The sequence below is a fragment of the Pseudomonas sp. 32A genome, from assembly GCF_052682255.1.
In genome coordinates this window covers 2,809,631-2,835,921 of the sequence record NZ_JBQYLY010000001.1, presented here as the reverse complement: position 1 = coordinate 2,835,921, position 26,291 = coordinate 2,809,631, and the positions used below count along the sequence as shown (strand labels likewise).

Below are 26,291 nucleotides of genomic sequence, written 5' to 3'. Positions count from 1 at the left end.
GCTTGCCGGAGCAAGCCTTTGAAAGAAGGGAATCAAGCTTGCTGGCGATGCTTCTTTTCCAGCTTCTTCTTGATCCGGTCGCGTTTAAGCGTGGACAGGTAATCGACAAACAGCTTGCCGTTGAGGTGGTCGCATTCGTGTTGGATGCACACCGCCAGCAGGCCTTCGGCAATCATCTCGAACGGCTTGCCGTCACGGTCCAGGGCCTTGATCTTGACGCGCTGGGGACGGTCGACGTTCTCGTAGAAGTCAGGCACCGACAGGCAGCCTTCCTGATACTGGCCCATCTCGTCGGTCAGGGTTTCGAACTCAGGGTTGATAAACACCAGGGGCTCGCTGCGGTCTTCGGACAGGTCCATGACCACGACGCGCTGATGCACGTCGACCTGGGTCGCGGCGAGGCCGATACCCGGGGCTTCATACATTGTTTCAAACATGTCATCGACCAACTGACGAACCTTGGCGTCCACTACGGCCACTGGCTTGGCGATGGTGCGCAGGCGTGAGTCCGGAAATTCGAGGATGTTCAAAATAGCCATAAGCGTAATTGCTGCACATGTGAGGTAAAGGCAAGTCGGCGCCGGGGATGGACCCTTGATGTGCCGGAATAAGTGCCGTGGGAAAACGTCCGAAAGCCGCGAAGGCCAAGGCGTTTCACGCGAATGCACATAATAAAGGAGATTCACCCCATGAGGAAATCGCTACTCGTCTTGCTGCTGTGGGCCCAGGCCGTTGTTGGCCAGGTTCCTGCGAGCTTTCCACAGGCGGGTCAACCGCTGCCGCTTCATACGCAACAAGCCATCCAGCGCTTTTTACTGCACAACCGCATTCTCGATACGCCCCAGGAACTGGACCACGCTCCCTATATTGTTGCAGCAGATGCCGGCCGAGTATTGGGCGCCAATGGCGAACGTGTTTATGCGCGTGGGGCCCTGGACCCTGCCGTCCAAAGCTACGGGATCTTCCGCCGGGGCAAGGCTTATACCGACCCCGATAGCCAGGAATGGCTGGGCATCAACGCTGACGATATAGGCACCGCACGTTTTGTGACAGCGAGCGACGTCAGCACATTGGGTGTGCAGCGGGTGACCCAGGAGGTGCGTCCCGGGGACCGGCTGCTCAGCCAGCAAGCACCCACGGACCTTGCCAGCCTGGTGGTTCAGTGGCCTGCCCGCGCCATTGCCGGGCACATCATCGACGTGCCCCGGGGCGTGACGCAGATCGGCGTGCTGGATGCGGTGACGTTGAACAAGGGCCGCCGTGACGGGCTGATGGAAGGTCATTTGCTGGCCGTGGTGAGAGCCGGTGAAACCGTTCGGGACAGAGTGACCGGCGTTCCGGTGAAGATGCCTGATGAGCCTGCCGGGACGCTGGTGGTGTTTCGCACCTACGAAAAACTCAGCTACGGCCTGGTGCTCAGCGCGTCACGTTCGCTGGCGGTAATGGACCGTTTTGAGGCGCCTGATCAAAGGCAATAATTAGGTTGCTAAATAAGTTACCAACAGAGTTATCCACAGTTTATTCCGATCAAGGACGATCAAATGTTACCGACGAATAACCGCGAAATTTCCCCGGCAGAGCTGGAAGCCCGACTACGCTTGCACAGGCTGCCGGAGCTGGGTCCCAAAGGTTTTCAAAAGCTCATCGAGGCGTTTGGTTCTGCGTCAAAAGCCATCAGCGCACCGGCGAGTGCCTGGCGTTCATTGGGACTCAAGGTGGCCAGCGCCGACGCCCGGCGCAGTGAGGAAGTACGTGATGGTGCCAGTGCAGCCCTCGCCTGGCTGGAGCGTCCGGCCCAGCATTTGCTGATGTGGGACCAACCCGACTACCCGGCATTGCTCGCAGAATTGGATGACGCGCCCCCGCTATTATTCGTCGCCGGCAACCCGGCGATTCTGGAAAAACCGCAATTGGCGATGGTCGGCAGCCGTCGTGCCTCCAGGCCAGGAATGGACACCGCCGCCGCGTTTTCCCGCAGCCTGGCGAGTGCCGGTTTTGTCATCACCAGTGGCCTTGCCCTGGGGATCGACGGCGCTGCTCACCAAGCGGCTTTGGATGTTGGTGGACATACAATTGGCGTACTGGGCACCGGGCTCGAAAATTTTTATCCACAGCGCCACCGACGCCTGGCCGAAGCGATGATTGCCCAAGGCAGCGCCGTGGTTTCCGAGTTTCCGTTGGACGCCCCGCCCCAGGCCGGTAACTTCCCACGCCGCAACCGTATTATCAGTGGCCTGTCCCTTGGGGTGCTGGTGGTGGAGGCCAGCATGGCCAGCGGTTCGCTGATCACCGCACGCCTGGCGGCGGAACAAGGCCGCGAGGTATACGCCATCCCCGGGTCGATCCATCACCCTGGAGCCAAAGGCTGCCATCAATTGATTCGAGATGGTGCGGTGCTGGTGGAAACCATTGAACACATCCTCGAAAACCTGCGCGGCTGGCAGGCACTGTCCCGCCCGGCGCCGATTGCGGTCACTCACCCACTGGTGGCGCTGTTGCACGCGGCGCCCCACACCAGTGAAGCCTTGGCGATTGCCAGCGGAAGGGCCTTGTCCGAGGTGCTGGCCAGCCTGACGGAACTCGAGCTGGAAGGCCGGGTAATCTGCGAAAGCGGGCGCTGGCTTGCGCGCGGCTAGGTTTTGTAACGAAGATCGGTAAACTGCGCAGAGCTTTAGTCCGGAGAGTGAGCAATGGTCAACAGGTGGCGTGTGCGAGAAGCCGCACGAGAAATTCGCGCAGGCGCGGTGATTGCCTATCCAACCGAGGCGGTCTGGGGCCTGGGCTGTGACCCTTGGAACGAAGAGGCCGTGGATCGGTTGCTGGCGATCAAGGGCCGGTCTGTGGATAAGGGGCTGATCCTGATTGCTGACAACATCCGTCAGTTCGATTTTCTCTTCGAAGACTTTCCTGATGAGTGGATGGACCGCATGGCCAGTACCTGGCCGGGTCCCAATACGTGGCTGGTGCCCCATCAGGATTTGTTGCCCGAGTGGATTACCGGGGTGCATGACACGGTGGCGCTACGGGTGACTGATCATCCGCAAGTGCGGGATCTGTGCTCGCTGGTCGGGCCGCTGATTTCCACCTCGGCCAACCCACAGGGCCGCCCAGCGGCGCGCACGCGGATTCGTGTGGAGCAGTATTTCCGTGGGCAGGTGGATCTGGTGTTGGGCGGGAATCTGGGGGGGCGCAAGAACCCGAGTTTGATTCGGGATCTGGCGACGGGTGAGGTTGTGCGGCCGTCTTAAGACCGAGTCGCGGCTATCGCGGGCAAGCCCGGCTCCCACACGGATCTCCAGCGAACACAAAATTTATGTTCACCGCAGACTCCAGTGGGAGCCGGGCTTGCCCGCGATGAGGCCCTTACAGGCCCCAGAGACCTAAAGCCCTAAGGCAACAGAATGGTCGACCCAGTCGTCCGCCGCGCCGACAACTCAATCTGCGCCTTTGCCGCATCCCCCAGCGAAAACCGCTGATTAATATCAATCTGCAACTTGCCACTGATGATCATCGAAAACAGATCATCCGCCATCGCCTGCAGGTTTTCCGGGTTGTTGGCATAAGTCGCCAGGGTCGGGCGGGTCACATACAGCGAACCTTTCGCCGCCAGAATCCCCAGGTTGACCCCATCCACAGCCCCCGAAGCATTCCCAAAACTCACCACCAACCCGCGTGGCGCCACGCTGTCCAAGGAGGTGAGCCAGGTGTCCTTGCCTACGCCGTCGTACACCACCGGGCATTTCTTGCCGTCAGTCAGTTCCAACACGCGCTGTGCGACATTTTCCTTGCTGTAGTCGATGGTTTCCCAGGCGCCGAGGGATTTTGCCAACGCTGCCTTTTCCGGCGAACTGACGGTACCGATCAGCTTCACGCCCAAGGCCTTGGCCCATTGGCACGCCAGCGAGCCCACACCACCGGCGGCGGCGTGGAACAGGATGGTTTCACCGCCTTTCAGCTCATAGGTCTGGCGCAACAGGTACTGCACGGTCAGGCCCTTGAGCATCGCGCCGGCGGCCTGTTCGAAGCTGATGTCGTCCGGCAGGTGCACCAGGTTGGCGGCCGGCAGCACATGCAATTCGCTGTAGGCACCCAGCGGGCCGCTGCCGTAGGCCACGCGATCACCTACCTTGAATTGAGTGACTTCACTGCCTACTGCCTCAACAACGCCGGCGCCCTCAGAGCCCAGGCCCGACGGCAGGGCCGGTGGCGCGTACAGGCCGCTGCGGAAATACGTGTCGATGAAGTTCAGGCCAATGGCCTTGTTCTGCACGCGAACCTGCTGCGGGCCGGGTTCTGCCGGGGTGTAGTCCACATACTCAAGTACTTCGGGGCCGCCATGGGCACGGAACTGGATACGTTTGGCCATCTGCACTCTCCTCAAGTCAATTTCGCGTAGCCCCCTATCGGACTCCTAAGCTTGATCTTCGTCAACTGCGGCAATACGGGGTGCAGTGGTATCCTGTGCGCCCATTTGCCGCCGACGCCCAATGGCCTCGCGTAGCTTTGCCCGATTCAAGGTGATGTCATGACTACCCGCACCGAGGCTGTCAAAGCCTACCTGCTCGACCTGCAAGACCGTATTTGCAGCGCCCTGGAAACCTTTGAGACGGACACTCGCTTTATCGAAGACGCCTGGACCCGGCCGGCCGGCGGCGGTGGTCGCACCCGTGTGATCGAAAACGGTTCGGTGATCGAGAAAGGCGGCGTTAACTTTTCCCACGTGTTTGGCAGCGGCCTCCCACCGTCCGCCAGTGCGCATCGCCCGGAATTGGCCGGTCGCGGTTTTGAAGCCCTCGGCGTGTCGCTGGTGATCCACCCGCACAACCCGCATGTGCCGACTTCCCACGCCAACGTACGGTTTTTCATCGCTGAAAAAGAAGGCGAAGAGCCGGTGTGGTGGTTCGGTGGCGGCTTCGACCTGACGCCCTACTACGGCAACGAAGAAGACTGCATCCACTGGCACCGCGTCGCCGAGCAGGCCTGCGCGCCGTTTGGCCCGGACGTGTACTCGCGCTACAAGGCCTGGTGCGACACCTACTTCCACATCAAGCACCGCAACGAACCCCGGGGCATCGGCGGTTTGTTCTTCGATGATTTGAACGAGTGGGACTTCGACACCAGTTTCGCCTTCATGCGCGCCATCGGCGACGCCTACATCGACGCCTACCTGCCAATCGTCCAGCGCCGCAAGGCCATGGCCTATACCGAGCAGCAGCGTGAGTTCCAGGAATTCCGCCGTGGCCGTTACGTTGAGTTCAACCTGGTCTACGACCGTGGCACCCTGTTCGGCCTGCAATCAGGCGGGCGCACCGAGTCGATCCTGATGTCGCTGCCGCCGCAAGTGCGCTGGAGCTATGACTGGAAAGCCGCGCCCGACAGTGAAGAAGCGCGTCTCACCGACTACTACCTGCAAGACCGCGACTGGCTGGGCGTGCTGCCCAAGGCGGCGGTCTGATGGATCGTTATGTCGTCTTCGGCAACCCCATCGGCCACAGCAAGTCGCCGCTGATTCACCGTCTGTTCGCCGAACAGACCGGTGAGCAACTGGACTACAGCACCTTGCTCGCGCCACTGGAGGATTTCACCGGCTGTGCAAAAGCATTTTTCGCACAAGGCCGTGGCGCCAACGTCACCGTGCCGTTCAAGGAAGAGGCCTATCGCCTGGCCAATACCCTGACCGAACGGGCCCAACGTGCCGGCGCGGTGAATACCCTGAGCAAACTCGCCGATGGCAGCTTGTTGGGAGACAACACCGACGGCGCCGGCCTGGTGCGGGATTTGACGGTGAATGCCGGGTTCAGCCTGCAAGGCAAACGCATCCTGTTGCTGGGCGCCGGTGGTGCGGTGCGCGGCGCGTTGGAGCCGTTGCTGGCTGAGCAGCCGGCTTCGCTGATCATCGCCAACCGCACCGTGGAGAAAGCGGAGTTGCTCGCCGAGTTGTTCGACGATCTCGGCCCGGTGTCCGCCAGCGGTTTCGACTGGCTGCGTGAGCCGGTGGACCTGATCATCAACGCCACCTCCGCCAGCCTGTCAGGCGATGTACCGCCGATTGCCGGCAGCCTGATCGAACCCGGAAAGACTTTTTGCTACGACATGATGTACGGCAAAGAGCCTACGGCTTTCTGCCGCTGGGCCAGTGAGCAGGGCGCCGCGGCAGCGATGGATGGCCTGGGAATGTTGGTGGAGCAGGCGGCGGAAGCGTTCTACCTGTGGCGCGGCGTGCGCCCGGATTCGGCCCCGGTTTTAGCTGAACTGCGTCGGCAACTGGCCTGATGCAACGCTAAATGTGGGAGCGGGCTTGCTCGCGAATGTGGTGGATCAGTCGATACATACGGCGACTGTCACACCGCATTCGCGAGCAAGCCCGCTCCCACAGTCTTAACCGCATTCAGTCTTCGAAATGGATGGGGCATTTGTCGGCCCCTTCCAGTTTCTTCAGCTCTTCCACCACCTGCGGCCGGGCCTTGCGCAACGCCAGGCTGCGCCCCAATCCGTTCAATCGGCGCGCTTCCTGGTGCAGCATCTCCACCCCGGAATAGTCGATAAAGTTGATCTGCTGCGCCTCGATCACCACCCGCTGGCCGTGCAGGCTTTGCAGCCGCACCTGCAGGTAATGGCTGGCGCCGAAAAAGATCGACCCGCCGACCCGCAGCACATCGTCCTCACCGTCACGCCATTGCTGGACTCGCGGTTGCGAGGTGCGCTTGAGGTAGAAAAACAGCGACGCCAGCACACCCGCATAAATCGCCGTCTGCAATTCCAGCAGCAGCGTGGCGATGCAGGTCAGGCTCATCACCGCAAACTCTGCGCGGCTGACCCGGAACAGCGCCCGAATACCGCGATGGTCCACCAACCCCCAGCAAATCAGCAGGATGCTCGCGGCCATGCTCGGGATCGGGATATGCGCGATCAGGGCCGCGCCGAACAGCGCAAACAGCGCCACCCACAGCGCAGAAAACACCCCGGCCAGCGGCGAGCAAGCACCTGCTTCATAGCTCAGGCCCGAACGGGTGAAGGAACCTGCCGACAAGTACCCGGAGAAAAATCCGCCGACGATGTTGGATAAACCCTGCGCACGCACTTCCTGATTCGCATCGAGCAATTGCTGGGAGCGGGCCGACAGCGAGCGCGCAATCGACAAGCTGGTCACCAGCCCCAGCATGCCCACCGCCACGGCACTCGGCAGCAGGCGCAGAACCATGTCCAAGTCCATCGGCAGCGGGCTGAAGGGCGGCAGTTTGCCGACAAATGAACTGACCAACGCCACCTGCCCGAACCTCGCCGGCCATAGCCATGGGATGAGGCTGCCCAAGGCCAGCGCGATCAACAGTGTGGGCCAGCGCGGCACCCATAGTTTCAGCAGCACCCCCACCAGCAAGGTGCCGAGCCCGAGCACCAGTGAAGGATGATTCCATTCCCCTGCGTGGTTGATCAGCGCCAGCAGGCTGTTGATCGCCGTGGCCTGGCTGGGCAGGTCCAGCCCCAGCAGATTGGGCAATTGCCCCAGCGCGATTACCACCGCAGCGCCGAGGGTGAAGCCGAGTACCACCGAGTGCGAGACGAAATTCACCAAGGCACCGAAGCGCAGCATGCCCAGCAGCCATTGGAAGACGCCGGCCAGGAAGGTCAGCAACAGGATGAGCGTGATGTAGTCCTGGGAGCCGGGCACGGCCAGCGGGCTGACGCTGGCGTACAGCACAATGGAAATCGCTGCCGTAGGCCCGCAGATCAGGTGCCAGGAAGAGCCCCACAAGCAGGCGATCAATACCGGAATGATTGCGGCGTACAGGCCGTATTCCGGTGGGAGACCGGCGATCAGTGCGTAGGCAATGGATTGCGGTAATGCCAGGACTGCACCGCTCAGGCCGACGACCGCGTCCCGCCCGACGCTGGCGCGGGTTTGGCGCGGGAGCCAGCTGAGGAAGGGGAAGAGTGTACGGCGGTTGGGCCAGGGCATTGGAAACTCGGGCTGGAAGGATTAGGTCAGGATATCAGTTGGTCACGCGTAGCAGCTGCCGAGCCTTGGCGAGGCTGCGTTGGCGGCGTATCGCAGCCTCGCCAAGGCTCGACAGCTGCTACGCGGGTTTTAGCGTTAGAGTTGATCGTTCCCACGCTCTGCGTGGGAATGCCGTCTTGGACGCTCTGCGTCCGCTCTTGAGTCGTGACGCGGAGCGTCACCGGATGCGTTCCCACGCAGAGCGTGGGAACGATCAGTGCATCAGAGTTTGGCTTTTACGGCGGCCAGCGCATCCTGGCCGTCGACGGTTTTAACCCCGTCCAGCCACTTGTCCAGCACCGCCGGATTTGCCTTGATCCAGGCCTTCGCCGCATCAGCGTTGCTCACCTTCTTGTTAACCACCTCCGCCATGATGGCGTTCTCCATCTCCTGGGTGAAACTCAGGTTGGTCAGCAATTTCCCGACATTCGGGCAGGCTTGCGCATAGCCCTTGCGGGTCAAGGTATACACGCTGCCGGTGTCACCAAAGTACTTCTCCCCACCCTTGAGGTAATGCATCTTCAACTGCACGTTCATCGGGTGCGGCGTCCAGCCGAGGAACGTCACGAACTTCTGCTTCTTCACCGCCCGGGACACTTCGGCCAGCATCGCCTGTTCACTGGACTCGATCAGCTTCCACTGGCCCAGGTCGAAGTCGTTTTTCTTGATGATTTCCTGCAACGAGATATTCGCCGGCGCACCCGAACCGATGCCGTAGATCTTCTTGTCGAACTTGTCGGCAAACGTGTTCAGGTCGGCAAAATCATGCACCCCGGCGTCCCACACATAATCCGGCACGGCGAGGGTGAACTCGGTGCCGTCGAGGTTTTTCGCCAGTTGCGTCACATCGCCATTAGCCACGAACTTGTCGTAGAAGCCCTGCTGCGCCGGCATCCAGTTACCCATGAACACATCCACCTGGCCGTCCTTGAGCCCGCCAAAGGTGATCGGCACCGCAAGGGTATCAACCTTGGCCTTGTAGCCCATGCCGCTCAACAGGAAACCGGTAATGGCATTGGTGGCGGCGATATCGCTCCAGCCCGGATCGGCCATCTTCACGGTGTCGCAGCTTGAGTCCGCGTAGGCGCCGGCACTGCTCAATGCCAGCAGCGCAACGCTCAACACGGTGGATAACTTTTGCATGGCCTTCCCCTCAGTTTTATTGGTTTTGGCAGGGTTGTGGAAAACGTGCCTTGCGCTCCAGATCGTCGAGGTCGATATGGTTGCGCATGTATTGCTGACTGGCGTCTACCAGTGGCTGGTGGTCCCAACTCTTCAGCTTGCCTTGGGTCAGCGCCTCGAATACCAGGCGGCGACGGCGTTGGCTGGCGAGCACCTGCTGGTGGATCGCCGGGATGTCCCACTTGGCCCGCGCCTCACTCAAAAACGCCTCGAACAGCGGCCGGTGTTCCGGTGACTGGCTGAGTTCTTCCCGCTCGTGCGGGTCGTTGTGCACATCGAACAATAGGCAAGGATCGTCCTCGCTGTAGATGAACTTGTAGGCGCCACGGCGAATCATCATCAGCGGGCCGATGGTGCCTTCGGCCATGTATTCGCCGAACACTTCGTCGTGCCCGCCCTGCCCTTGCAAGTGCGAGACCAGCGAGCGGCCGTCCAGTGGCAGGTTGGCGTCGAGTTGGCCGCCGGCCAGTTCCACCAGAGTCGGCAGCAGGTCGGCGGTGGACACGGCAGCCGTCACGCGGCCCGCCGCAAACTGCCCCGGCGCGCTGATCAGCAGCGGCACCCGGGCGGCCATTTCAAACCAGTGCATTTTGTACCAGAGCCCGCGTTCGCCGAGCATGTCGCCGTGGTCACCGGAGAAGATGATGATGGTGTCATCGGCCAGGCCCGTGTCTTCCAGGGTTTGCAGCAGCTTGCCGACGTTGCTGTCGATGTAGCTGCACGCGCCGAAGTAGGCGCGGCGTGCATCGCGGATCTTGTTCAGCGGCAGCGGCTTGTCCCACAGGTCATAGACCTTGAGCAGGCGTTGGGAGTGAGGGTCGAGATCTGCTTGTGCCGGCGTTGTGGGCAATGGGATATCGTTGTCGTCGTACAGGTCCCAGAACGGTTTGGGAATGGTGTACGGGTCGTGTGGGTGCGTCATCGACACGGTCAGGCAGAACGGCTGGTCGCCATCCTCGCGGATATGGTCGAACAGATACTGCTGGGCCTTGAACACCACCTCTTCGTCGAAATCCAGCTGGTTGGTGCGCACGCAGGGCCCGGCTTGCAGCACCGACGCCATGTTGTGGTACCAGGTAGGGCGCACGTCCGGCTCATCCCAGTTCACCGCCCAGCCATAGTCGGCCGGGTAGATGTCACTGGTCAGGCGTTCTTCATAACCGTGGAGCTGGTCGGGGCCGCAAAAATGCATCTTGCCCGACAGCGCGGTGCGGTAGCCGAGGCGGCGTAGGTAGTGGGCATAAGTCGGCACGTCGGCGGGGAAATCGGCTGCGTTGTCGTAGGCGCCGATCTTGCTCGGCAACTGCCCACTCACCAGGATAAAGCGCGATGGTGCACACAGCGGGCTGTTGCAGTAAGCGGCGTCGAACACCACGCCCTCAGCGGCGAGGCGGCTCAAGTTCGGCAGTTTGATAGGCGAAGGACCGTAGAACGGAAGCATCGGCGCGGCCATTTGATCGGCCATGATAAAAAGAATGTTCTTGCGCTTCATGGTTTCGCGGCATTCCATAGTCAACGTTTATGCGAATGAGCATGCAGGCCATGGAAATCGTGGTAAAGCCCATGAGAAGCAATGTCTAGGATAAGCACAGCTTATGTATGAATCCCTCGGTCACCTGTCACTCGACCTGCTGCGCGCGTTTGAAGCGGCGGCTCGCCAACGCAGCTTTACGGCAGCGGCGATGGAGTTGGGCACTACCCAGCCGGCCATCAGCCAACAGATCAAGCGCCTGGAAGAACAGCTGAAGGTGCGCCTGTTTGATCGCATTTACCGGGGCATCGAACTGACCGACGCGGGCGCCCTGTTGTTCGAGCAGGTGCAGGCCGGTTTGCAGAGCATCAACCAGGGCCTGAGCGCGATTGCCGAGCAGGACCAGCACGAAGTCCTGCAGGTGGCGACCGACTTTGCGTTCGCCGCTTATTGGCTGATGCCGCGCCTGCATCGTTTCCATGAAGCGAACCCGCAGGTGGACGTGAGTCTGGTCACCAGCGAGCGCAATCACGCCGCGTTGCGCAGCGATATCGATGTGGCGGTGTTGTTCGGCGACGGCCGTTTCAAACAGGGCGACAGCCTGTGGCTGTTCAACGAGGAGGTGTTCCCGGTGTGCAGCCCGCAGTTGCTCCAGGACCGCAGCGCGCCGTTGCCGGTGCAGAGCCTGCTGGAGTTTCCCTTGCTGCACCTGCGCCAGCAAAACAACAACCAGTGGTTCGACTGGAGCGGCGTGTTTCGCGAGCTGGGCATCACCACGGCGCCCACCCCGGGCCAACTGCGTTTCGACAATTACACGCTGTTGATCCAGGCCGCGATCGCCGGCCAGGGCGTGGCCATCGGCTGGCGCCACCTTGTGGATAACTTGCTCGAGCAAAAGTGGCTGTGCCGGCCGATTGGCGACACTGTGATCTCACGCTTCGGCTATTACGTGGTGCTGCCCCAGCGCAAACGTCGCAGCCAGTTGATCGAACGTTTCGTCGACTGGCTGATGGCCGAACAAGCCAGCAGCGCACAATCACTGACCGGCCTGGCCCTGCCGTCCATTGCGGTCTAGGATTTGCCGATCATTGAGCCCGGAGCCTGTCATGCAACGTATCAAGGGCTACCACGCCCACATCTACTTCGACGCCAACACCATCGACCAGGCGCGCAAACTCTGCGAGGACGCCGCGCAAATGTTCCCGTTGCGCATGGGCCGCGTGCATGAACGCCCGGTGGGCCCGCACCCGGACTGGAGCTGCCAGCTGGCGTTCGACCCGGAATACATCGGCGTTGTGCTGCCGTGGTTGGCACTCAACCGCAACGGCCTGGTGGTGTTCCTGCACCCGACTACCGGCGATGACCTCAAGGACCACACCGACCACGCGATCTGGATGGGGGCGATGCGCACGTTGGACCTGTCGATATTCTAAGTATGTTAATTCCCTATATGTGGGACTGATATTTATATATTGAGACTTTGACGGTCTTGGGTTTATATTCGCCTCATCCGCTCAGAACACTCAGGTGAAGCGATGCAGGCGCAATTGATCGCGCTCGATTGGGGAACCAGTTCCCTTCGTGCTTACAAGCTCGGCCCGGCAGGCGTCGTCATCGAACGACGCGCCCTGGCGTCGGGGATCATGCACTTACCCACCGAACCCCGGGACATTGCCGGTGTTCGCTGCAGCAATGGCTTCGAGCTGGCATTCGACGCGGCCTGCGGTGACTGGCTCGATGCCCAGCCCGGCCTTCCGGTCATCGCCTGCGGCATGGTCGGCAGCGCTCAGGGCTGGAGCGAAGCGGCTTACCGCGACACCCCGGCCGACGTCTCCACCCTCGGCCAGGCGCTGCATGTTGTGCGCAGCCTGCGAGGTACAGCGGTGCACATCGTGCCCGGCGTGATTCAACGCGGCGCGTTGCCCAATGTGATGCGCGGCGAAGAAACCCAGGTGCTTGGCGTGCTGCAAAGCGTGTCCGCCACTACCGGGAGCGACGTACTGATCGGCCTGCCGGGCAGCCATTCCAAGTGGGTCGACGTGGTGGAAGGCTGCATCACCCACTTCGACACTTTCATGACCGGCGAGCTGTTCGCCGTGCTCAGCCAACACAGTATTTTGGGGCGCACCCAGCGCCCTTCCGAAGCGTTCCAGGCGGCGGCTTTTGATCGCGGCGTGCAGGTGGCGCTGTCGGTGGACGGCCAGGCCGGGCTGCTGTCGAACTTGTTCAGCGCCCGCACCCTGGGATTGACCGGTGAACTGGCGCCCGAGGAGCAGCCCGACTATTTGTCCGGCCTGATGATCGGCCACGAACTCATGGGCCTGCGCACCCGCCAGCCTGCCCAGCAGCGCGACATCGTTCTGGTGGGCGCTACTCAACTCTGCACCCGCTACCAGCGTGCACTCCAACTCTGTGGCTTCCCCCGCGTGACCCAGGCACAGGAGGCTACCGAGCGTGGCCTTTGGCAGCTGGCCATGGCGGCGGGGCTGCTGCCTGCAACCTGACGAGAGGCTCGACATGCTCAAGCAAGCACTGACACACAACGGTTTGATCGCGATCCTGCGCGGCCTGCGACCGGAGGAGGCGCTGGCAATCGGCGAGGTGTTGTACCAGGCGGGCTTCAGGGTGATCGAAGTGCCGCTCAATTCACCGGACCCTTATTCCAGCATCCGCATCCTGCGGGACAGCCTGCCCGCCGATTGCCTGATCGGCGCCGGCACCGTGCTGACCCCGGAACAGGTTGATCAAGTCAAAGCCGCCGGCGGCCAGGTCATCGTCATGCCCCACAGCGATGCCAAGGTGCTGCGTGCCGCCAAGGCTGCGGGCCTGTATCTGTCGCCGGGTGTCGCCACGCCCACCGAAGCCTTTGCCGCGCTGGCCGAAGGCGCCGACGTGCTGAAGCTTTTCCCCGCCGAGCAAATGGGCCCGGCGGTGGTCAAGGCCTGGCTCGCGGTACTGCCCGCGGGCACGGTGTTGCTGCCGGTGGGCGGCATTACTCCGGACAACATGCAGGTATTTTTCGACGCGGGCGTCAAAGGCTTCGGCCTGGGCTCCGGGTTATTCAAGCCGGGCATGAGCGTCGCCCAAGTGGCGAGCAACGCCCAGGCCTACGTCGCGGCCTGGCACGCCTTGGGCTGATCAGCGTTCTCCATCTACAAGAGAGATAAGAAGATGAAAATCACCAAACTGACCACCTTCATCGTCCCGCCGCGCTGGTGTTTCCTCAAGGTTGAAACCGACCAGGGCGTGACCGGTTGGGGCGAACCTGTGGTCGAGGGCCGCGCCCACACCGTGGCTGCCGCCGTCGAAGAACTGTCCGACTACTTGATCGGCAAAGACCCACGCAATATCGAAGACATCTGGACGGTGCTCTACCGCGGCGGTTTCTACCGTGGCGGCGCGATCCATATGAGCGCCCTCGCCGGCATCGACCAGGCGCTGTGGGATATCAAGGGCAAGGCTCTCGGTGTGTCGGTCAGCGACCTGCTGGGTGGCCAGGTGCGCGACAAAATCCGCGTGTATTCATGGATTGGTGGCGACCGCCCGGCCGACACTGCCCGCGCCGCCAAGGAAGCCGTGGCCCGTGGTTTTACTGCGGTGAAAATGAACGGCACCGAAGAACTGCAATTTCTCGACAGCTTCGAAAAAGTCGACCAGGCCCTGGCCAACGTCGCCGCCGTGCGTGATGCGGTAGGCCCCAACGTCGGCATCGGCGTCGACTTCCATGGCCGGGTGCACAAGCCCATGGCCAAGGTGCTGATGAAGGAGCTCGATCCCTACAAACTGATGTTTATCGAAGAGCCGGTGCTTAGCGAAAACTACGAAGCGCTGAAAGAGCTGGCGCCGCTCACCAGCACCCCGATTGCCCTTGGCGAGCGCCTGTTCTCGCGCTGGGACTTCAAGCGCGTGCTCAGCGAAGGTTATGTCGACATCATCCAGCCGGATGCCTCCCACGCCGGTGGTATCACGGAAACCCGCAAGATCGCCAACATGGCCGAAGCCTACGACGTGGCCCTCGCCCTGCACTGCCCGCTCGGCCCGATTGCCCTGGCGGCGTGCCTGCAGCTGGACGCGGTTTGCTACAACGCGTTCATCCAGGAACAGAGCCTGGGCATTCACTACAACGAGAGCAACGACCTGCTGGATTACGTGCGCGATCCGGGCGTTTTCGACTACGACCAGGGCTTCGTGAAAATCCCCAATGGGCCGGGCCTGGGCATCGAGATCAACGAGGAATACGTGATCGAGCGCGCGGCCATCGGGCATCGCTGGCGCAACCCGATCTGGCGTCATGCCGATGGCAGTTTTGCGGAGTGGTAAACACCGCGAACTTGAGGTGAAAACCCGATCAATGTGGGAGCGGGCTTGCTCGCGAAGGCGGAGTGTCAGTCAACATATCCGCTGCTGGTAGACCGCTTTCGCGAGCAAGCCCGCTCCCACATTTGATTCGGTTTCTTCAGTAAGACCTGTCCTCAATAACCATAAGAAGAGGCAACCCCCATGCAATCCGAGTCCTTCACCGGGCAGGCTTCTTTAGTCACGCCCAGCCGAAAGCGTTTCTTCATCATGGTGCTGCTGTTCATCACCGTGGTGATCAATTACCTGGACCGCAGCAACCTGTCGATTGCCGCCCCGGCCCTGACCAGCGAGTTGGGGATCGACCCGGTGCATGTCGGGCTGATTTTCTCCGCGTTCGGCTGGACCTACGCGGCCATGCAAATCCCCGGCGGCTGGCTGGTGGACCGGGTACCGCCGCGCATTCTCTACAGTGTCGCCCTGCTGCTGTGGTCGATCGCCACCGTGATGCTCGGCTTTGCCGCCAGCTTCATCGCACTGTTCGTATTGCGCATGGCGGTCGGTGCCCTGGAAGCCCCGGCTTACCCGATCAACAGCCGCGTGGTGACCACCTGGTTCCCTGAGCGTGAGCGGGCCACGGCGATTGGTGTTTATACCTCCGGCCAGTTTGTCGGGCTGGCGTTTCTCACGCCGGTACTGGCCTGGCTGCAACACACCTTTGGCTGGCACATGGTGTTTGTCGCCACCGGTGGCGTGGGCATTGTGTGGGCGTTGATCTGGTACGCCGTGTACCGCGAGCCACGGGATTTCAAAGGTGCCAATGCGGCGGAAATCGAGCTGATCCGCGAAGGTGGCGGGTTGGTGGACATCCAGGCGCAGGCGGCCAAGGCGCCGTTCAGTTGGGTCGACCTCGGCATCGTGCTGAGCAAGCGCAAGCTGTGGGGGATCTACCTGGGGCAGTTCTGCCTGAACTCCACGCTGTGGTTTTTCCTGACGTGGTTCCCGACCTACCTGGTGAAATATCGCGGCATGGACTTCATCAAGTCCGGCCTGCTGGCGTCACTGCCGTTTCTGGCGGCGTTTGTCGGGGTGCTGTGTTCGGGGCTGTTTTCCGATTGGCTGATTCGCCGCGGAGCGTCCGTGGGGTTTGCGCGCAAGTTGCCGATCATTGGCGGGCTGTTGATTTCCACGGCGATCATCGGCGCCAACTTTGTTGACTCCACGGCGTGGGTGATTGCGTTTCTGGCGGTGGCGTTTTTCGGCAATGGCCTGGCGTCGATCACCTGGTCATTGGTGTCGACTCTGGCGCCGGCGAGGCTGCTGGGGTTGACGGGTGGGGTGTTTAACTTCATCGGCAATCTGTCGGCGATTACCACGCCGATTGTGATTGGCTTTCTGGCGACAGGGGATTCGTTTGCACCGGCGATTACGTATATCGCGGTGCTGGCGTTGCTGGGGGCGTTGTCCTACATCTTGTTGGTCGGCAAGGTCGAGCGCATAGAACTGTAGGAGCGAGCTTGCTCGCGAAAAACCTGAGAGCGCCGCGGGGTGTCAGATGCCCCGCGTTATCGTTAACGTTTTTCGCGAGCAAGCTCGCTCCTACAGGAAGCTACTAGTACAGCGCGCCATCCAGGATTTGATAAACGATGCTGGTGCCAATCGCGATCAACACGATGTCCCCACCCGAGCGACGCCATTCATAACCAGGGTATTGCGGCAGATGCGACAGAGCCCGAGGGTCCAGGCGCTCACCATAGTAGTTTGGCGGCAGGCGCTGGCCGCGCACCAGGTGGATGCCGGGAGGCGGCGGTGCGCCACGGCGGAAGTCGCCATGGTTATCGCGGATGACCTGCCTCACAGGGCCGAAGTCCTGAGGAGGACCGCCACGGTGGTTGTCCTGCGGCCCGCGATGGTCATCGCCACGTTGATCGTGCTGGCCCTGTGGGCCGCCACGGTCAGGTCCGCCGCCTTGGTCATACGGTGCGGCTTGCACCAGCGCGCTGGCGCCGAGCAACAGCACGCCCAGACCGGCTATCACACGTTTAGGCATTTTCATCAGGGGTTTCCTCAACTGCACAAACAACAAAAAGGGATTTCGAACCACGTTCGAAATCCCTTGGTCTTGTTAGCTTAGGTGCTGATTTCCCGGCTTGATTCCTCTGTATCAGGAACTTTACCTACCGCTTACGAGCCGCTTACTTACGGGCGTTGCGCACACCTTCCGACAGCGCTGAACACAGGGTCAATACACCGTCGATGGCCTGCTGATCGTTGCTGGCGTTGGCGATGTGATCGATCAGTGCCGAACCCACCACCACACCGTCTGCCAAACGGGCGATTGCAGCGGCCTGCTCCGGGGTGCGGATACCAAAACCGATGCTGATCGGCAGGTCGGTATGCCGACGCAGACGGGTCACGGCTTCTTCAACGTGTTCCAGGGTGGCGGCACCGGCACCGGTCACACCGGCCACCGAAACGTAGTACACAAACCCGGAGCTGCCGTTGAGTACGGTTGGCAGGCGCACGTCGTCGGTGGTCGGCGTGGTCAGGCGGATAAAGTCGATACCGGCAGCCTGGGCCGGGTCGCACAGCTCGCCGTTATGCTCGGGCGGCATGTCGACCACGATCAGGCCGTCGACGCCGGCTTCTTTCGCGTCGCTGATAAAGCGTGGCACGCCGTACATATGGATCGGGTTGAAGTAGCCCATCAGCACCAGCGGCGTGTCGCTGTTGCCCTCGCGGAACTCGCGAACCATTTGCAGGGTTTTCGTGAGGTTCTGCTTGGCGGTCAGTGCGCGGATGTTGGCCAGCTGAATGGCCGGGCCATCGGCCATCGGGTCGGTGAACGGCATGCCCAGCTCGATTACATCGGCGCCGGCCGCCGGCAAGCCCTTGAGGATCGCCAGCGAGGTGTCATAACCCGGGTCACCGGCGGTGACGAAGGTCACCAGGGCGGCGCGGTTTTGTTCTTTCAGTTGCGCAAAACGTGTTTGCAGGCGGCTCATCAGTGTTTCTCCTGCTTGGACTGTTCCATGTGGTGCATCACGGTTTGCATGTCTTTGTCGCCACGACCGGACAGGTTGACCACCATCAGGTGATCTTTCGGCAAGGTCGGCGCGCGCTTGAACACTTCGGCCAAGGCGTGGGCGCTTTCCAGTGCAGGAATAATCCCTTCCAGGCGGCAGCATTTGTGAAAGGCGTCGAGGGCTTCGTCGTCGGTCACCGAGGTGTACTGGACGCGGCCGATGTCGTGCAACCAGGCGTGTTCAGGGCCGATGCCCGGGTAGTCGAGGCCCGCGGAGATCGAGTGGGCGTCGATGATCTGGCCATCGTCGTCCTGCAACAGGAAGGTACGGTTGCCGTGGAGCACACCCGGTACGCCGCCGTTGAGGCTGGCCGCGTGTTTGCCGGTCTCGATACCGTAGCCGGCCGCTTCAACACCGATGATTTCGACGCTGGTGTCATCCAGGAACGGGTGGAACAGGCCCATGGCATTGGAACCGCCGCCGATGCACGCCACCAGGCTGTCGGGCAGACGGCCTTCCTGCGCCTGCAGTTGGGTACGGGTTTCCTTGCCGATCACGGCCTGGAAGTCGCGAACCATGGCTGGGTACGGGTGCGGACCGGCCACGGTGCCGATCAGGTAGAAGGTGCTGTCGACGTTGGTCACCCAGTCACGCAGCGCTTCGTTCATCGCGTCTTTCAGAGTGCCGGTGCCGGCGACTACCGGGATCACTTCAGCGCCCAGCAGCTTCATGCGGAATACGTTGGCCTGCTGGCGCTCGATGTCGGTGGTGCCCATGTAGATCACGCATTGCAGGCCAAAACGCGCGGCGACGGTGGCGGTGGCCACACCGTGCATGCCGGCGCCGGTCTCGGCGATGATGCGTTTTTTACCCATGCGCCGCGCCAGCAGGATCTGGCCGATGCAGTTGTTGATCTTGTGGGCGCCGGTGTGGTTCAGCTCTTCGCGCTTGAGGTAGATCTTGGCGCCACCGCAGAACTCGGTCAGGCGCTCGGCGAAGTACAGCGGGCTTGGGCGTCCGACGTAGTCACGCTGGAAGTAGGCCAGTTCTTCATTGAAGGCCGGATCGATCTTGGCCGCTTCGTATTCGCGGGCCAGATCAAGGATCAACGGCATCAGGGTTTCCGCCACGTAGCGGCCGCCGAACGAACCAAACAGGCCATTGGCGTCTGGGCCGTTGCGTAAATCGGTCTGGGTCTGAGTCATGGGACGCTCCAGGTAGAAAATGTGTAAGAGGCAATGACGGTCACTCTACCTCTGACGCTTCCACGTGAAAACCGATAAGATCGCCACAACCTGTCAGGAAAACTCACAGATGAGCCGAGACCTCCCACCCCTGAATGCCTTGCGCGCTTTCGAGGCGGCTGCACGCCTGAACAGCGTGAGCCAGGCCGCTGAGCAACTGCACGTGACCCATGGCGCGGTCAGCCGGCAGCTCAAGGTGTTGGAAGAACATCTCGGCGTCAGCCTGTTCGTCAAGGACGGGCGCGGCCTCAAACTCACAGATGCCGGCATCCGCCTGCGAGATGCGAGTTTTGAGGCGTTCGAGCGTCTGAGGGACACCTGCGCAGAACTCACACAAAGCAGCGCAGACGCACCGTTTGTGCTCGGCTGCTCCGGCAGTCTGCTGGCGCGCTGGTTTATTCCGCGGTTGGGGCGCCTGAACGCCGATCTGCCGGATTTGCGCCTGCACCTGTCGGCGGGCGAAGGCGACCTCGACCCGCGCCGCCCCGGGTTGGACGCGCTGCTGGTGTTCGCTGAGCCGCCGTGGCCGGCGGATATGCAGGTGTACGAACTGGCCAGCGAACGCATCGGCCCGGTCATGAGCCCGCGATTTGCCGATTACGAGCGTTTAAGCCAGGCACCTGCCGAAGCCCTGCTGGATCAAGCCTTGTTGCACACCACTTCGCGCCCACAAGCCTGGCCCAGCTGGGCGCAGCACCACGGAATCGACGCTGGCGCGTTGAAGTACGGTCAGGGGTTCGAGCATTTGTATTATTTGCTGGAGGCGGCGGTGGCCGGGCTGGGAGTGGCAATTGCGCCTGAGCCGCTGGTGGCAGAGGACCTGCGAGCGGGTCGCCTGGTTGCGCCGTGGGGTTTCAGTGAAACCCCGGCGCAACTGGCGTTGTGGCTACCCAAGCGCGCCGCGGATGGGCGCGCCCGGCAACTGGCGCAGTGGCTCAAGGCTGAGCTTGCGCGCCAGGTTGTTTAGTCGCCGCGTTTGCACAGCAAGTAAGCCGCCAGCAGGCCCAGCGCGCCAACGGCGACGCCAGCGGTAGTCCAAGGGTGCTCTTGCGCGTAGTCCCGTGTCGCAACACCGGTTTCGCGGATTTTGACTTTGCTTTCTTCGTAAGCATCGCTGATCAGGTGACGGGAATGCTTGAGGGCGTTCTCGGCATTGCTTTTCAGGGCCTTCAGGGTTTTGCGCGACTCGTCAGACGCATCGTCCTTGAGGCTTTCCAGAGATTTGAGCAGGCTCGAAATCTCGGCTTCCATGCTTTCCAATGACGCTTTGCGTAAAGAGGTGTTGGCCATGTGGGCTCTCCTGGAGTGATTGAGTGGCGTGTGTTGCTTCCGACTGCTGCGGTTTCAGAAAGTGCAGTAAATCTGAACTTTCGTATGGGAATAGTCGCCAGAAGCAGTACGAGAATTCACTGCTAGGCTTCATTAACGACCCCAGGAGAAAACCTTATGAGTGATCATCACACCTACAAGAAAGTCGAACTGGTGGGTTCTTCCACCACCAGCATCGAGGACGCCATCAACAATGCCCTGGCCGAAGCCAGCAAGAGCATCAAGCACTTGGAGTGGTTTGAAGTGACCGAAACCCGCGGTCATATCAAGGACGGCAAGGCCGCGCATTTCCAGGTGACCCTCAAGGTGGGGTTCCGAATTGCCAGTAGTTGATTGAGCCGGTTGAACTTGCGCGCTGGCCGATTGCCATAAACTCCGCTACAACCTTTAGGCACGTCGACGTGACGAGCGGCGATGTGCTTCCTTTCGATCAACCCAAGGAAGTGACGGATGAAGAACTTTTTGTTGGCGGTAGGTTTGTTGAGCATTGCGGGCACAGCTCTGGCGGCGGGCAAGCCTTGTGAAGAGCTGAAAAGCGAGATCGCGGCGAAAATCGACGCGAAAGGCGCTTCGGGCTACTCCCTGGAAATCGTGGACAAAGGTGCTGCACCTAGTGACCACACGGTTGTCGGCAGCTGTGAAGCCGGTACCAAGGAAATCGCCTACAAGCGCGGGTGATCCCGTGTTGCAGACGTAAAAAACCGACGCAAGTGCGTCGGTTTTTTTATGCCTGCGATCCCTCGCTCCGCGTGGGAATGTAGCCTGGGATGCTCTGCGTCCCGCCTCACTCCTGGATTCAGCCCTTCATAATCTGGGCCAGCAGCTCGTAGGAATGAATCCGGTCGGCATGCTCGTACAGGTCACAGGTGAAGATCAGCTCATCCGCGCCGGTCTGCTCCACCAGCACTTCCAGCTTGGCGCGGATCTTCTGTGGGCTGCCCACCATGGCCAGGCCAAGGAAACTGCCTACAGCGTCTTTCTCATGGGGCAGCCACAGGCCGTCCATGGTCTTGACCGGCGGGCGCTGCACCAGGCTTTGCCCACGCATCAAAGCGAGGATTCGCTGGTACACCGAGGTGGCCAGGTAATCAGCCTGTTCATCCGTATCGGCGGCCACCAACGGGATGCCGAGCATCACGTAGGGCTTGTCCAGCACGGCCGAAGGCTTGAAGTGGTTGCGATAGACGCGAATCGCTTCATGCATCAGGCGCGGTGCGAAATGTGAGGCAAAGGCGTAAGGCAAACCGCGCTCGCCTGCCAGCTGCGCACTGAACAGGCTGGAGCCCAATAGCCACACAGGGACGTTGGTGCCGGTGCCGGGTACCGCGATCACTCGTTGGTCCGGAGTGCGCGGGCCGAGGTAGGCCATCAGTTCCGCTACGTCTTCCGGGAAATCATCGGCGCTGCCGGAGCGTTCACGGCGCAGGGCGCGGGCGGTCATCTGGTCGGAGCCAGGCGCGCGGCCCAGGCCCAAATCGATACGGCCCGGGTACAGGCTTTCCAGGGTGCCAAACTGTTCGGCGATCACCAACGGCGCGTGGTTGGGCAGCATCACGCCACCGGAACCGACACGAATCGTCGAGGTGCCGCCCGCCAGATAACCCAGCAATACCGAGGTCGCCGAGCTGGCGATACCGTCCATATTGTGGTGTTCGGCCACCCAGAAACGGTTGTAGCCGAATTTTTCCACGTGCTGGGCCAGGTCCAGGGAATTGCGCAGCGACTGCGCCGGGCTGCCGTTGGCACGCACGGGTACGAGGTCGAGGGTCGAGAACTTTACGTCGGACAGCGATTTCATAAGCCTGCTTCTCCAATGGGGGCGCAGGCTTCTTAGACGAACCAAAACCTGCCGCTTCATGTGCATGCTCTATGCAATGAGGGCATATACCCGAGATTCAATAGCGAAGGTGAAATTTCCTACTTAATCGCTAGGTTTCTCCGACAAGATGAACTTTGCCGGGGCGTCTATCCTCAGAACCCTTACTGAGGCAAAACCACCGTTCGAGGAGACCGCTATGAGTATCGTTAAACAAGCATCCGCGCATTGGGAAGGCGACCTGAAGACTGGCCTGGGTTCCATTTCCACGGAAACCGGCGTGCTGCGCGAAGCGCCCTACGGCTTCAAGGCCCGTTTCGAAGGCGGCAAGGGCACCAATCCTGAAGAACTGATCGGCGCCGCCCATGCCGGTTGTTTCTCCATGGCCTTTTCCATGATTCTCGGCGACGCCGGGCTCAAGGCCGATAGCATCGACACCCAGGCCGAAGTGACCCTGGACCAAGTGGACGGTGGCTTTGCGATTACAGCCGTGCACCTGATCCTCAAGGCGAAGATCCCGGGCGCCAGCCAGGCCCAGTTCGATGAGCTGAGCAAGAAAGCCAAGGAAGGATGCCCGGTATCCAAGGTACTGAACGCAACCATTACCCTGGATGGCACCCTCGTTAATTGATCGACCCTTGTAGGCGCGAGCTTGCTCGCGAAGAGCTCAAAGGTGCCGCGCCCTTCCAGGCGGCACGCGTTATCGTTGAGGTTTTTCGCGAGCACGCTCGCTCCTACACGTTCAGGTGTGGTCGAATAGCCGATTGCAGACTCAGCGCACACCCGTGCGCGTGCATTCAGGGAGCTTCACACATGAAACGTATTGCCTTGGCGGTTATCTGCTGCGCACTGGCCACGTCGGCCTTAGCGGCGCCGAAAGACTGTGAAGAGCTCAGGAAAGAGATCGAGGTCAAAATCCAGGCGAATGCCGTCCCGTCCTATACCCTCGAAATCGTCACCAAGGAAGAAGCAGACAAGCACGACAGCGCCATGGTTGTCGGCAGCTGTGAGAATGGCACCAAGGCCATCGTCTACCAGAAGAACAACGACTGATCAGATGCAGTTGACGCTACGTTCTTCGGCCAGCAATTGACCCGCTTTGTTGTACAGCCGGATATTCGGGTTGTAGCCCAGTGAGCGCCCTTCCAGGCGATAGCGCTGGCCTGCCTCGAAACGATCGTATTGCAGGGTCATGAAGCAGGTTCGGTCAGTGGTTTGGCCAAATCCGCCGAAACTGCCGCCGGTAGGCACCTCGAAATCAAACCGCACCATCAATTCGTGGCTGCCAGGTGGCACCTGGAAGTAGCGCCCGTCGTTCAGGTTTTTCCCGTCCAGGCGTTGCGCCATCACCAGCTTGGCGCCGGGCGTCGGTGTGGCGAAGTCGACCCAGGCTTGTTGCGGATCAACCGCCGGTAGCGGCGTCGACGTGCAGGCGCTGAGAAAGATCGCGGCGACGGGAAGCAGTAGCTGACGCATGTTAAGCACTCAACTGTTGGAATGGTCGTTTGAGCGGCTGCGCTCGGCAGCACGCTCCCTGAGTATAAACACGCCACGCCATGGAAAAATTCCCCACAGGCGAGATAGTCTGGCGGGATAGTCACCTGCGAGAGGTTTTAATGGTCAGGCGTTTACTTCCCGGGTTGATGCTGCTGTTGCTCAGTGGCTGCTCCAGCGTCAGTTATTACAGCCAACTGGCAGACGGCCAATTGCAATTGCTGCGGGCCCGGGAGCCAGTCTCCAAGGTCATCGCCGACCCGTCCCGGCCACAGGCGCTGCGGGACCACTTGGCGCAGTCGCAGAAGGCCCGTACCTTCGCCAGCGAGCACCTGCACCTGCCGGACAACCAGAGTTACCGCCTGTATGCGGATATTGGCCGCCCTTACGTAGTCTGGAACGTCTTCGCCACGCCTGAATTTTCCCTGTCGCCGCAAACCCACTGCTTCCCGATTGCCGGGTGCGTGGCCTATCGCGGTTACTACAACCAGGGCGCCGCACGCGGCCAGGCGGCGTTGTTGAAGCAGCAAGGCATGGACGTGTCGATTGGTGGCGTGGAGGCCTATTCCACCCTTGGCTGGTTCAATGATCCGATCATGAGTTCGATGATGAGCTGGGGCGACGAGCGCCTGGCCACGCTGATTTTTCATGAACTGGCGCACCAGCGGTTTTATGTGAAGGACGACACCGAGTTCAACGAGTCGTACGCCACCTTCGTCGAGCAGGAAGGCACTCGACAATGGCGCGCGGCCCGGGGCTTGCCGCCTGCCAGCGAGTCGGCGTTGAAACAGCGCGACCAGTTCACCCGGCTGGTGCTCGACACCCGCAAACGCTTGGAGCAGCTGTATGCGCAGCCGCTGGCGGCAGATGCCATGCGCCAGGCCAAGGCGGCCGAATTCGAACGTCTGCGCCGTGATTACCGGCAAATGCGCGATAGCCAGTGGGGTGGCGACAAGCGTTATGACGCCTGGATGAACTTGCCGATGAACAACGCCAGGTTGTTGCCGTTTGGCCTGTATGACCAATGGGTGCCGGCATTTGCCGCGTTGTTCCGGCAGGAAGGCGGGGATTGGCTGAAGTTTTTTGCGGCGGTGGAGAAGCTGGGCGGGTTGCCGGTAGAGCAGCGCAAGGCGGCACTCAGAACACTGGAAGCCCCGCCCTCGTCCTCGTAGGGATTGTTTTATGGCCGCTGCAAAAACGCCTGATGCATTTCGGCCAATGTTTCGAAGTGCCAGGTCGGCGCTTCGGCACTCAGCTCCTCACGGCTGCCAAATCCATAACCCACCGCCGCCGCATCCAGCCCATTGCTGTGGGCGCCGATCAGGTCGTGCTTGCGGTCGCCAATCATCAAGGTGCTGGCCGGGTCCAGGCCTTCTTCGGCCATCAGGTGGGCGATCAGCTCGACCTTGTTGGTGCGGGTGCCGTCCAGCTCGCTGCCGTAGATCACCTTGAAGTGTTTGGCGAAATTGAAATGCCGGGCGATTTCACGGGCGAACACCCAAGGCTTGGACGTAGCCACATACAGCTGGCGGCCCTGGCCATTCAAGTCCTCAAGCAGCGGCATCACGCCGTCGAATACGCGGTTTTCGTACAGGCCGGTGACCTTGAAGCGCTCGCGGTAAAAATTCACCGCTTCCCAGGCCTTGGCTTCGTCGAAGCCATAAAACTGCATGAACGCTTGCAGCAGCGGCGGGCCGATGAAGTGCTCAAGCTTGGTCAGGTCCGGCTCATCGATCCCCAGTTTGGCGAGAGCGTACTGAATCGAGCGGGTGATGCCTTCGCGCGGGTCGGTGAGGGTGCCATCGAGGTCGAACAGAACGGTTTGGTAATGCATGGGTGTCCTTGTCATTGGTCGAAGCCTTCGGCCAGGTGCAGGTCTTTGAGCTTCACGTAGTTCGCGGCGCTGTAGGTGAAAAACGCCCGTTCCTTGTCAGTCAGCGGGCGGATCTGTTTAACCGGGCTGCCAACATACAAGAACCCGCTCTCGAGTTTCTTGCCCGGCGGCACCAGGCTGCCGGCGCCGATGATCACGTCGTCTTCCACCACGGCGCCGTCCATCACAATGCTGCCCATGCCGATCAGGATCCGATTGCCCACCGTGCAGCCATGCAGCATGACCTTGTGGGCAATGGTCACATCGTCGCCGATCAACAGCGGGAAACCATCAGGATTGAAGGGCCCGGCGTGGGTAATGTGCAGCACGCAGCCGTCCTGCACGCTGGTGCGCGCACCAATGCGGATGCGGTGCATGTCGCCGCGGATCACCGTCAGCGGCCATACCGAGCTGTCGGCGCCGATTTCGACGTCGCCGATCACCACCGCCGATGCATCGACGAAAGCCCCGGCAAGCAAGGCCGGCGTGTGATTCTGGTAGGTGCGAAGGGTCACGATAGGCTCTCTCTCTTCTGCTGATAGCTGCGGTGGGCGTTGATTGTAA

30 protein-coding genes and 1 pseudogene are annotated in these 26,291 nt (G+C 61.2%); 17 read left to right on the top strand and 14 right to left on the bottom strand.

All coding sequences use genetic code 11. The features are described from left to right. Positions 1–32: 32 nt before the first annotated feature. Complete coding sequence (gene def, locus ACUN0G_RS12905; RefSeq protein WP_003213617.1) at positions 33–539, bottom strand: peptide deformylase; 507 nt, start codon at positions 537–539, stop codon at positions 33–35. Positions 540–689: 150 nt separating this feature from the next. On the opposite strand from def, the gene ACUN0G_RS12900 reads away from it, so the two are divergent. From ACUN0G_RS12900 to ACUN0G_RS12890, 3 genes are all read left to right on the top strand, one after another. Beyond that, positions 690–1,478 (top strand): peptidoglycan-binding protein, encoded by a 789-nt coding sequence (locus ACUN0G_RS12900; RefSeq protein ID WP_445573595.1) that lies wholly within the window; start codon positions 690–692, stop codon positions 1,476–1,478. A gap of 63 nt (positions 1,479–1,541) precedes the next feature. After that, on the top strand, positions 1,542–2,636 hold the full coding sequence (gene dprA, locus ACUN0G_RS12895) for a DNA-processing protein DprA (RefSeq protein ID WP_330208066.1): 1,095 nt from the start codon (positions 1,542–1,544) through the stop codon (positions 2,634–2,636). Positions 2,637–2,690: 54 nt separating this feature from the next. Beyond that, positions 2,691–3,248 carry an L-threonylcarbamoyladenylate synthase gene (locus ACUN0G_RS12890; protein ID WP_003213622.1) on the top strand — a complete coding sequence of 186 codons (558 nt, stop codon included), beginning with the start codon at positions 2,691–2,693 and terminating at the stop codon, positions 3,246–3,248. A gap of 140 nt (positions 3,249–3,388) precedes the next feature. Here ACUN0G_RS12890 and ACUN0G_RS12885 read toward each other — a convergent pair whose 3' ends face one another. After that, entirely contained in the window at positions 3,389–4,366 is a 978-nt protein-coding gene (locus tag ACUN0G_RS12885) for an NADPH:quinone reductase (RefSeq protein WP_445573594.1), read from the bottom strand. Between the two features lie 159 nt (positions 4,367–4,525). On the opposite strand from ACUN0G_RS12885, the gene hemF reads away from it, so the two are divergent. Both hemF and aroE read left to right on the top strand, forming a co-directional pair. Continuing rightward, complete coding sequence (gene hemF / locus ACUN0G_RS12880) at positions 4,526–5,455, top strand: oxygen-dependent coproporphyrinogen oxidase (RefSeq protein WP_017477929.1); 930 nt, start codon at positions 4,526–4,528, stop codon at positions 5,453–5,455. After that, positions 5,455–6,273: a shikimate dehydrogenase gene (gene aroE, locus ACUN0G_RS12875; protein WP_445573593.1), complete on the top strand. Its 819-nt coding sequence runs from the start codon at positions 5,455–5,457 to the stop codon at positions 6,271–6,273. Before hemF ends, aroE begins: the two co-directional genes overlap by 1 nt. 115 nt (positions 6,274–6,388) lie before the next feature. Here the strand turns inward: aroE and ACUN0G_RS12870 are convergent, their stop codons facing one another. The 3 genes from ACUN0G_RS12870 to betC all read right to left on the bottom strand — a co-directional run bounded on the left by ACUN0G_RS12870 (position 6,389) and on the right by betC (position 10,670). Beyond that, a complete protein-coding gene (locus tag ACUN0G_RS12870) occupies positions 6,389–7,957 on the bottom strand; it encodes a SulP family inorganic anion transporter (protein ID WP_445573592.1) in 1,569 nt (522 codons plus the stop codon). Between the two features lie 261 nt (positions 7,958–8,218). Then, on the bottom strand, positions 8,219–9,139 hold the full coding sequence (choX, locus tag ACUN0G_RS12865; RefSeq protein ID WP_445573591.1) for a choline ABC transporter substrate-binding protein: 921 nt from the start codon (positions 9,137–9,139) through the stop codon (positions 8,219–8,221). Between the two features lie 16 nt (positions 9,140–9,155). Beyond that, positions 9,156–10,670, bottom strand: coding sequence for a choline-sulfatase (gene betC, locus ACUN0G_RS12860; RefSeq protein WP_445573590.1), 1,515 nt, complete (start codon positions 10,668–10,670; stop codon positions 9,156–9,158). A gap of 103 nt (positions 10,671–10,773) precedes the next feature. On the opposite strand from betC, the gene ACUN0G_RS12855 reads away from it, so the two are divergent. From ACUN0G_RS12855 to ACUN0G_RS12830, 6 genes are all read left to right on the top strand, one after another. Further along, positions 10,774–11,724, top strand: coding sequence for a choline sulfate utilization transcriptional regulator (locus tag ACUN0G_RS12855; RefSeq protein WP_421523194.1), 951 nt, complete (start codon positions 10,774–10,776; stop codon positions 11,722–11,724). A gap of 31 nt (positions 11,725–11,755) precedes the next feature. After that, entirely contained in the window at positions 11,756–12,082 is a 327-nt protein-coding gene (locus ACUN0G_RS12850; protein ID WP_093203349.1) for a DOPA 4,5-dioxygenase family protein, read from the top strand. Between the two features lie 102 nt (positions 12,083–12,184). Further along, positions 12,185–13,153 (top strand): 2-dehydro-3-deoxygalactonokinase, encoded by a 969-nt coding sequence (locus ACUN0G_RS12845; protein ID WP_445573589.1) that lies wholly within the window; start codon positions 12,185–12,187, stop codon positions 13,151–13,153. Between the two features lie 13 nt (positions 13,154–13,166). Next, a complete protein-coding gene (locus tag ACUN0G_RS12840; protein WP_134325491.1) occupies positions 13,167–13,787 on the top strand; it encodes a 2-dehydro-3-deoxy-6-phosphogalactonate aldolase in 621 nt (206 codons plus the stop codon). Positions 13,788–13,820: 33 nt separating this feature from the next. After that, on the top strand, positions 13,821–14,969 hold the full coding sequence (gene dgoD / locus ACUN0G_RS12835; RefSeq protein ID WP_003213645.1) for a galactonate dehydratase: 1,149 nt from the start codon (positions 13,821–13,823) through the stop codon (positions 14,967–14,969). Positions 14,970–15,149: 180 nt separating this feature from the next. Further along, the gene (locus tag ACUN0G_RS12830; protein WP_063033727.1) at positions 15,150–16,454 is read left to right on the top strand and encodes an MFS transporter; all 1,305 of its coding nucleotides are present in this window, start codon (positions 15,150–15,152) and stop codon (positions 16,452–16,454) included. On the opposite strand, the pseudogene ACUN0G_RS12825 reads toward ACUN0G_RS12830, so the two are convergent. The 4 genes and pseudogenes from ACUN0G_RS12825 to trpB form a co-directional block, all read right to left on the bottom strand. Beyond that, positions 16,441–16,536, bottom strand: a pseudogene (locus ACUN0G_RS12825) (outer membrane lipoprotein carrier protein LolA); the annotation flags it as partial. The gene ACUN0G_RS12830 and the pseudogene ACUN0G_RS12825 overlap by 14 nt on opposite strands. Before the next feature lie 21 nt (positions 16,537–16,557). Continuing rightward, positions 16,558–17,001: an anti-virulence regulator CigR family protein gene (locus ACUN0G_RS12820; RefSeq protein ID WP_445573588.1), complete on the bottom strand. Its 444-nt coding sequence runs from the start codon at positions 16,999–17,001 to the stop codon at positions 16,558–16,560. A 139-nt stretch (positions 17,002–17,140) separates the two neighbouring features. Beyond that, positions 17,141–17,950 carry a tryptophan synthase subunit alpha gene (trpA, locus tag ACUN0G_RS12815; RefSeq protein WP_008439583.1) on the bottom strand — a complete coding sequence of 270 codons (810 nt, stop codon included), beginning with the start codon at positions 17,948–17,950 and terminating at the stop codon, positions 17,141–17,143. After that, positions 17,950–19,176, bottom strand: a complete 1,227-nt coding sequence (trpB, locus tag ACUN0G_RS12810; protein WP_003214899.1) for a tryptophan synthase subunit beta — start codon at positions 19,174–19,176, stop codon at positions 17,950–17,952. The genes trpA and trpB overlap by 1 nt, the downstream gene beginning before the upstream one ends. A gap of 109 nt (positions 19,177–19,285) precedes the next feature. Here trpB and ACUN0G_RS12805 point away from each other — a divergent pair, with 109 nt between their 5' ends. Further along, positions 19,286–20,182: a LysR family transcriptional regulator gene (locus ACUN0G_RS12805; RefSeq protein WP_445573587.1), complete on the top strand. Its 897-nt coding sequence runs from the start codon at positions 19,286–19,288 to the stop codon at positions 20,180–20,182. Here ACUN0G_RS12805 and ACUN0G_RS12800 read toward each other — a convergent pair. Next, complete coding sequence (locus tag ACUN0G_RS12800; RefSeq protein ID WP_003170746.1) at positions 20,179–20,505, bottom strand: DUF883 family protein; 327 nt, start codon at positions 20,503–20,505, stop codon at positions 20,179–20,181. The genes ACUN0G_RS12805 and ACUN0G_RS12800 overlap by 4 nt on opposite strands. 156 nt (positions 20,506–20,661) lie before the next feature. Between ACUN0G_RS12800 and ACUN0G_RS12795 the strand changes: the two genes are divergently transcribed. Together ACUN0G_RS12795 and ACUN0G_RS12790 are read left to right on the top strand one after the other, a co-directional pair. After that, complete coding sequence (locus tag ACUN0G_RS12795; RefSeq protein WP_003214895.1) at positions 20,662–20,877, top strand: dodecin; 216 nt, start codon at positions 20,662–20,664, stop codon at positions 20,875–20,877. Between the two features lie 117 nt (positions 20,878–20,994). Then, positions 20,995–21,222 carry a DUF1161 domain-containing protein gene (locus ACUN0G_RS12790; protein ID WP_003214893.1) on the top strand — a complete coding sequence of 76 codons (228 nt, stop codon included), beginning with the start codon at positions 20,995–20,997 and terminating at the stop codon, positions 21,220–21,222. Between the two features lie 118 nt (positions 21,223–21,340). Here the strand turns inward: ACUN0G_RS12790 and ACUN0G_RS12785 are convergent, their stop codons facing one another. Further along, positions 21,341–22,342: an LLM class flavin-dependent oxidoreductase gene (locus ACUN0G_RS12785; RefSeq protein ID WP_008439586.1), complete on the bottom strand. Its 1,002-nt coding sequence runs from the start codon at positions 22,340–22,342 to the stop codon at positions 21,341–21,343. A 217-nt stretch (positions 22,343–22,559) separates the two neighbouring features. Between ACUN0G_RS12785 and ACUN0G_RS12780 the strand changes: the two genes are divergently transcribed. Together ACUN0G_RS12780 and ACUN0G_RS12775 are read left to right on the top strand one after the other, a co-directional pair. Next, complete coding sequence (locus ACUN0G_RS12780) at positions 22,560–22,991, top strand: OsmC family protein (RefSeq protein ID WP_445573586.1); 432 nt, start codon at positions 22,560–22,562, stop codon at positions 22,989–22,991. A gap of 182 nt (positions 22,992–23,173) precedes the next feature. Next, the gene (locus tag ACUN0G_RS12775; protein ID WP_003214887.1) at positions 23,174–23,413 is read left to right on the top strand and encodes a DUF1161 domain-containing protein; all 240 of its coding nucleotides are present in this window, start codon (positions 23,174–23,176) and stop codon (positions 23,411–23,413) included. On the opposite strand, the gene ACUN0G_RS12770 is transcribed toward ACUN0G_RS12775, so the two are convergent. Continuing rightward, positions 23,414–23,836, bottom strand: a complete 423-nt coding sequence (locus ACUN0G_RS12770; protein WP_421523187.1) for a PA0061/PA0062 family lipoprotein — start codon at positions 23,834–23,836, stop codon at positions 23,414–23,416. Positions 23,837–23,976: 140 nt separating this feature from the next. On the opposite strand from ACUN0G_RS12770, the gene ACUN0G_RS12765 reads away from it, so the two are divergent. Continuing rightward, on the top strand, positions 23,977–25,026 hold the full coding sequence (locus ACUN0G_RS12765; protein WP_445573585.1) for an aminopeptidase: 1,050 nt from the start codon (positions 23,977–23,979) through the stop codon (positions 25,024–25,026). An 8-nt stretch (positions 25,027–25,034) separates the two neighbouring features. On the opposite strand, the gene ACUN0G_RS12760 is transcribed toward ACUN0G_RS12765, so the two are convergent. Together ACUN0G_RS12760 and ACUN0G_RS12755 are read right to left on the bottom strand one after the other, a co-directional pair. Then, positions 25,035–25,688: an HAD family hydrolase gene (locus ACUN0G_RS12760; RefSeq protein ID WP_445573584.1), complete on the bottom strand. Its 654-nt coding sequence runs from the start codon at positions 25,686–25,688 to the stop codon at positions 25,035–25,037. Positions 25,689–25,699: 11 nt separating this feature from the next. Beyond that, on the bottom strand, positions 25,700–26,242 hold the full coding sequence (locus ACUN0G_RS12755; RefSeq protein WP_076013301.1) for a gamma carbonic anhydrase family protein: 543 nt from the start codon (positions 26,240–26,242) through the stop codon (positions 25,700–25,702). Positions 26,243–26,291 lie beyond the last annotated feature (49 nt).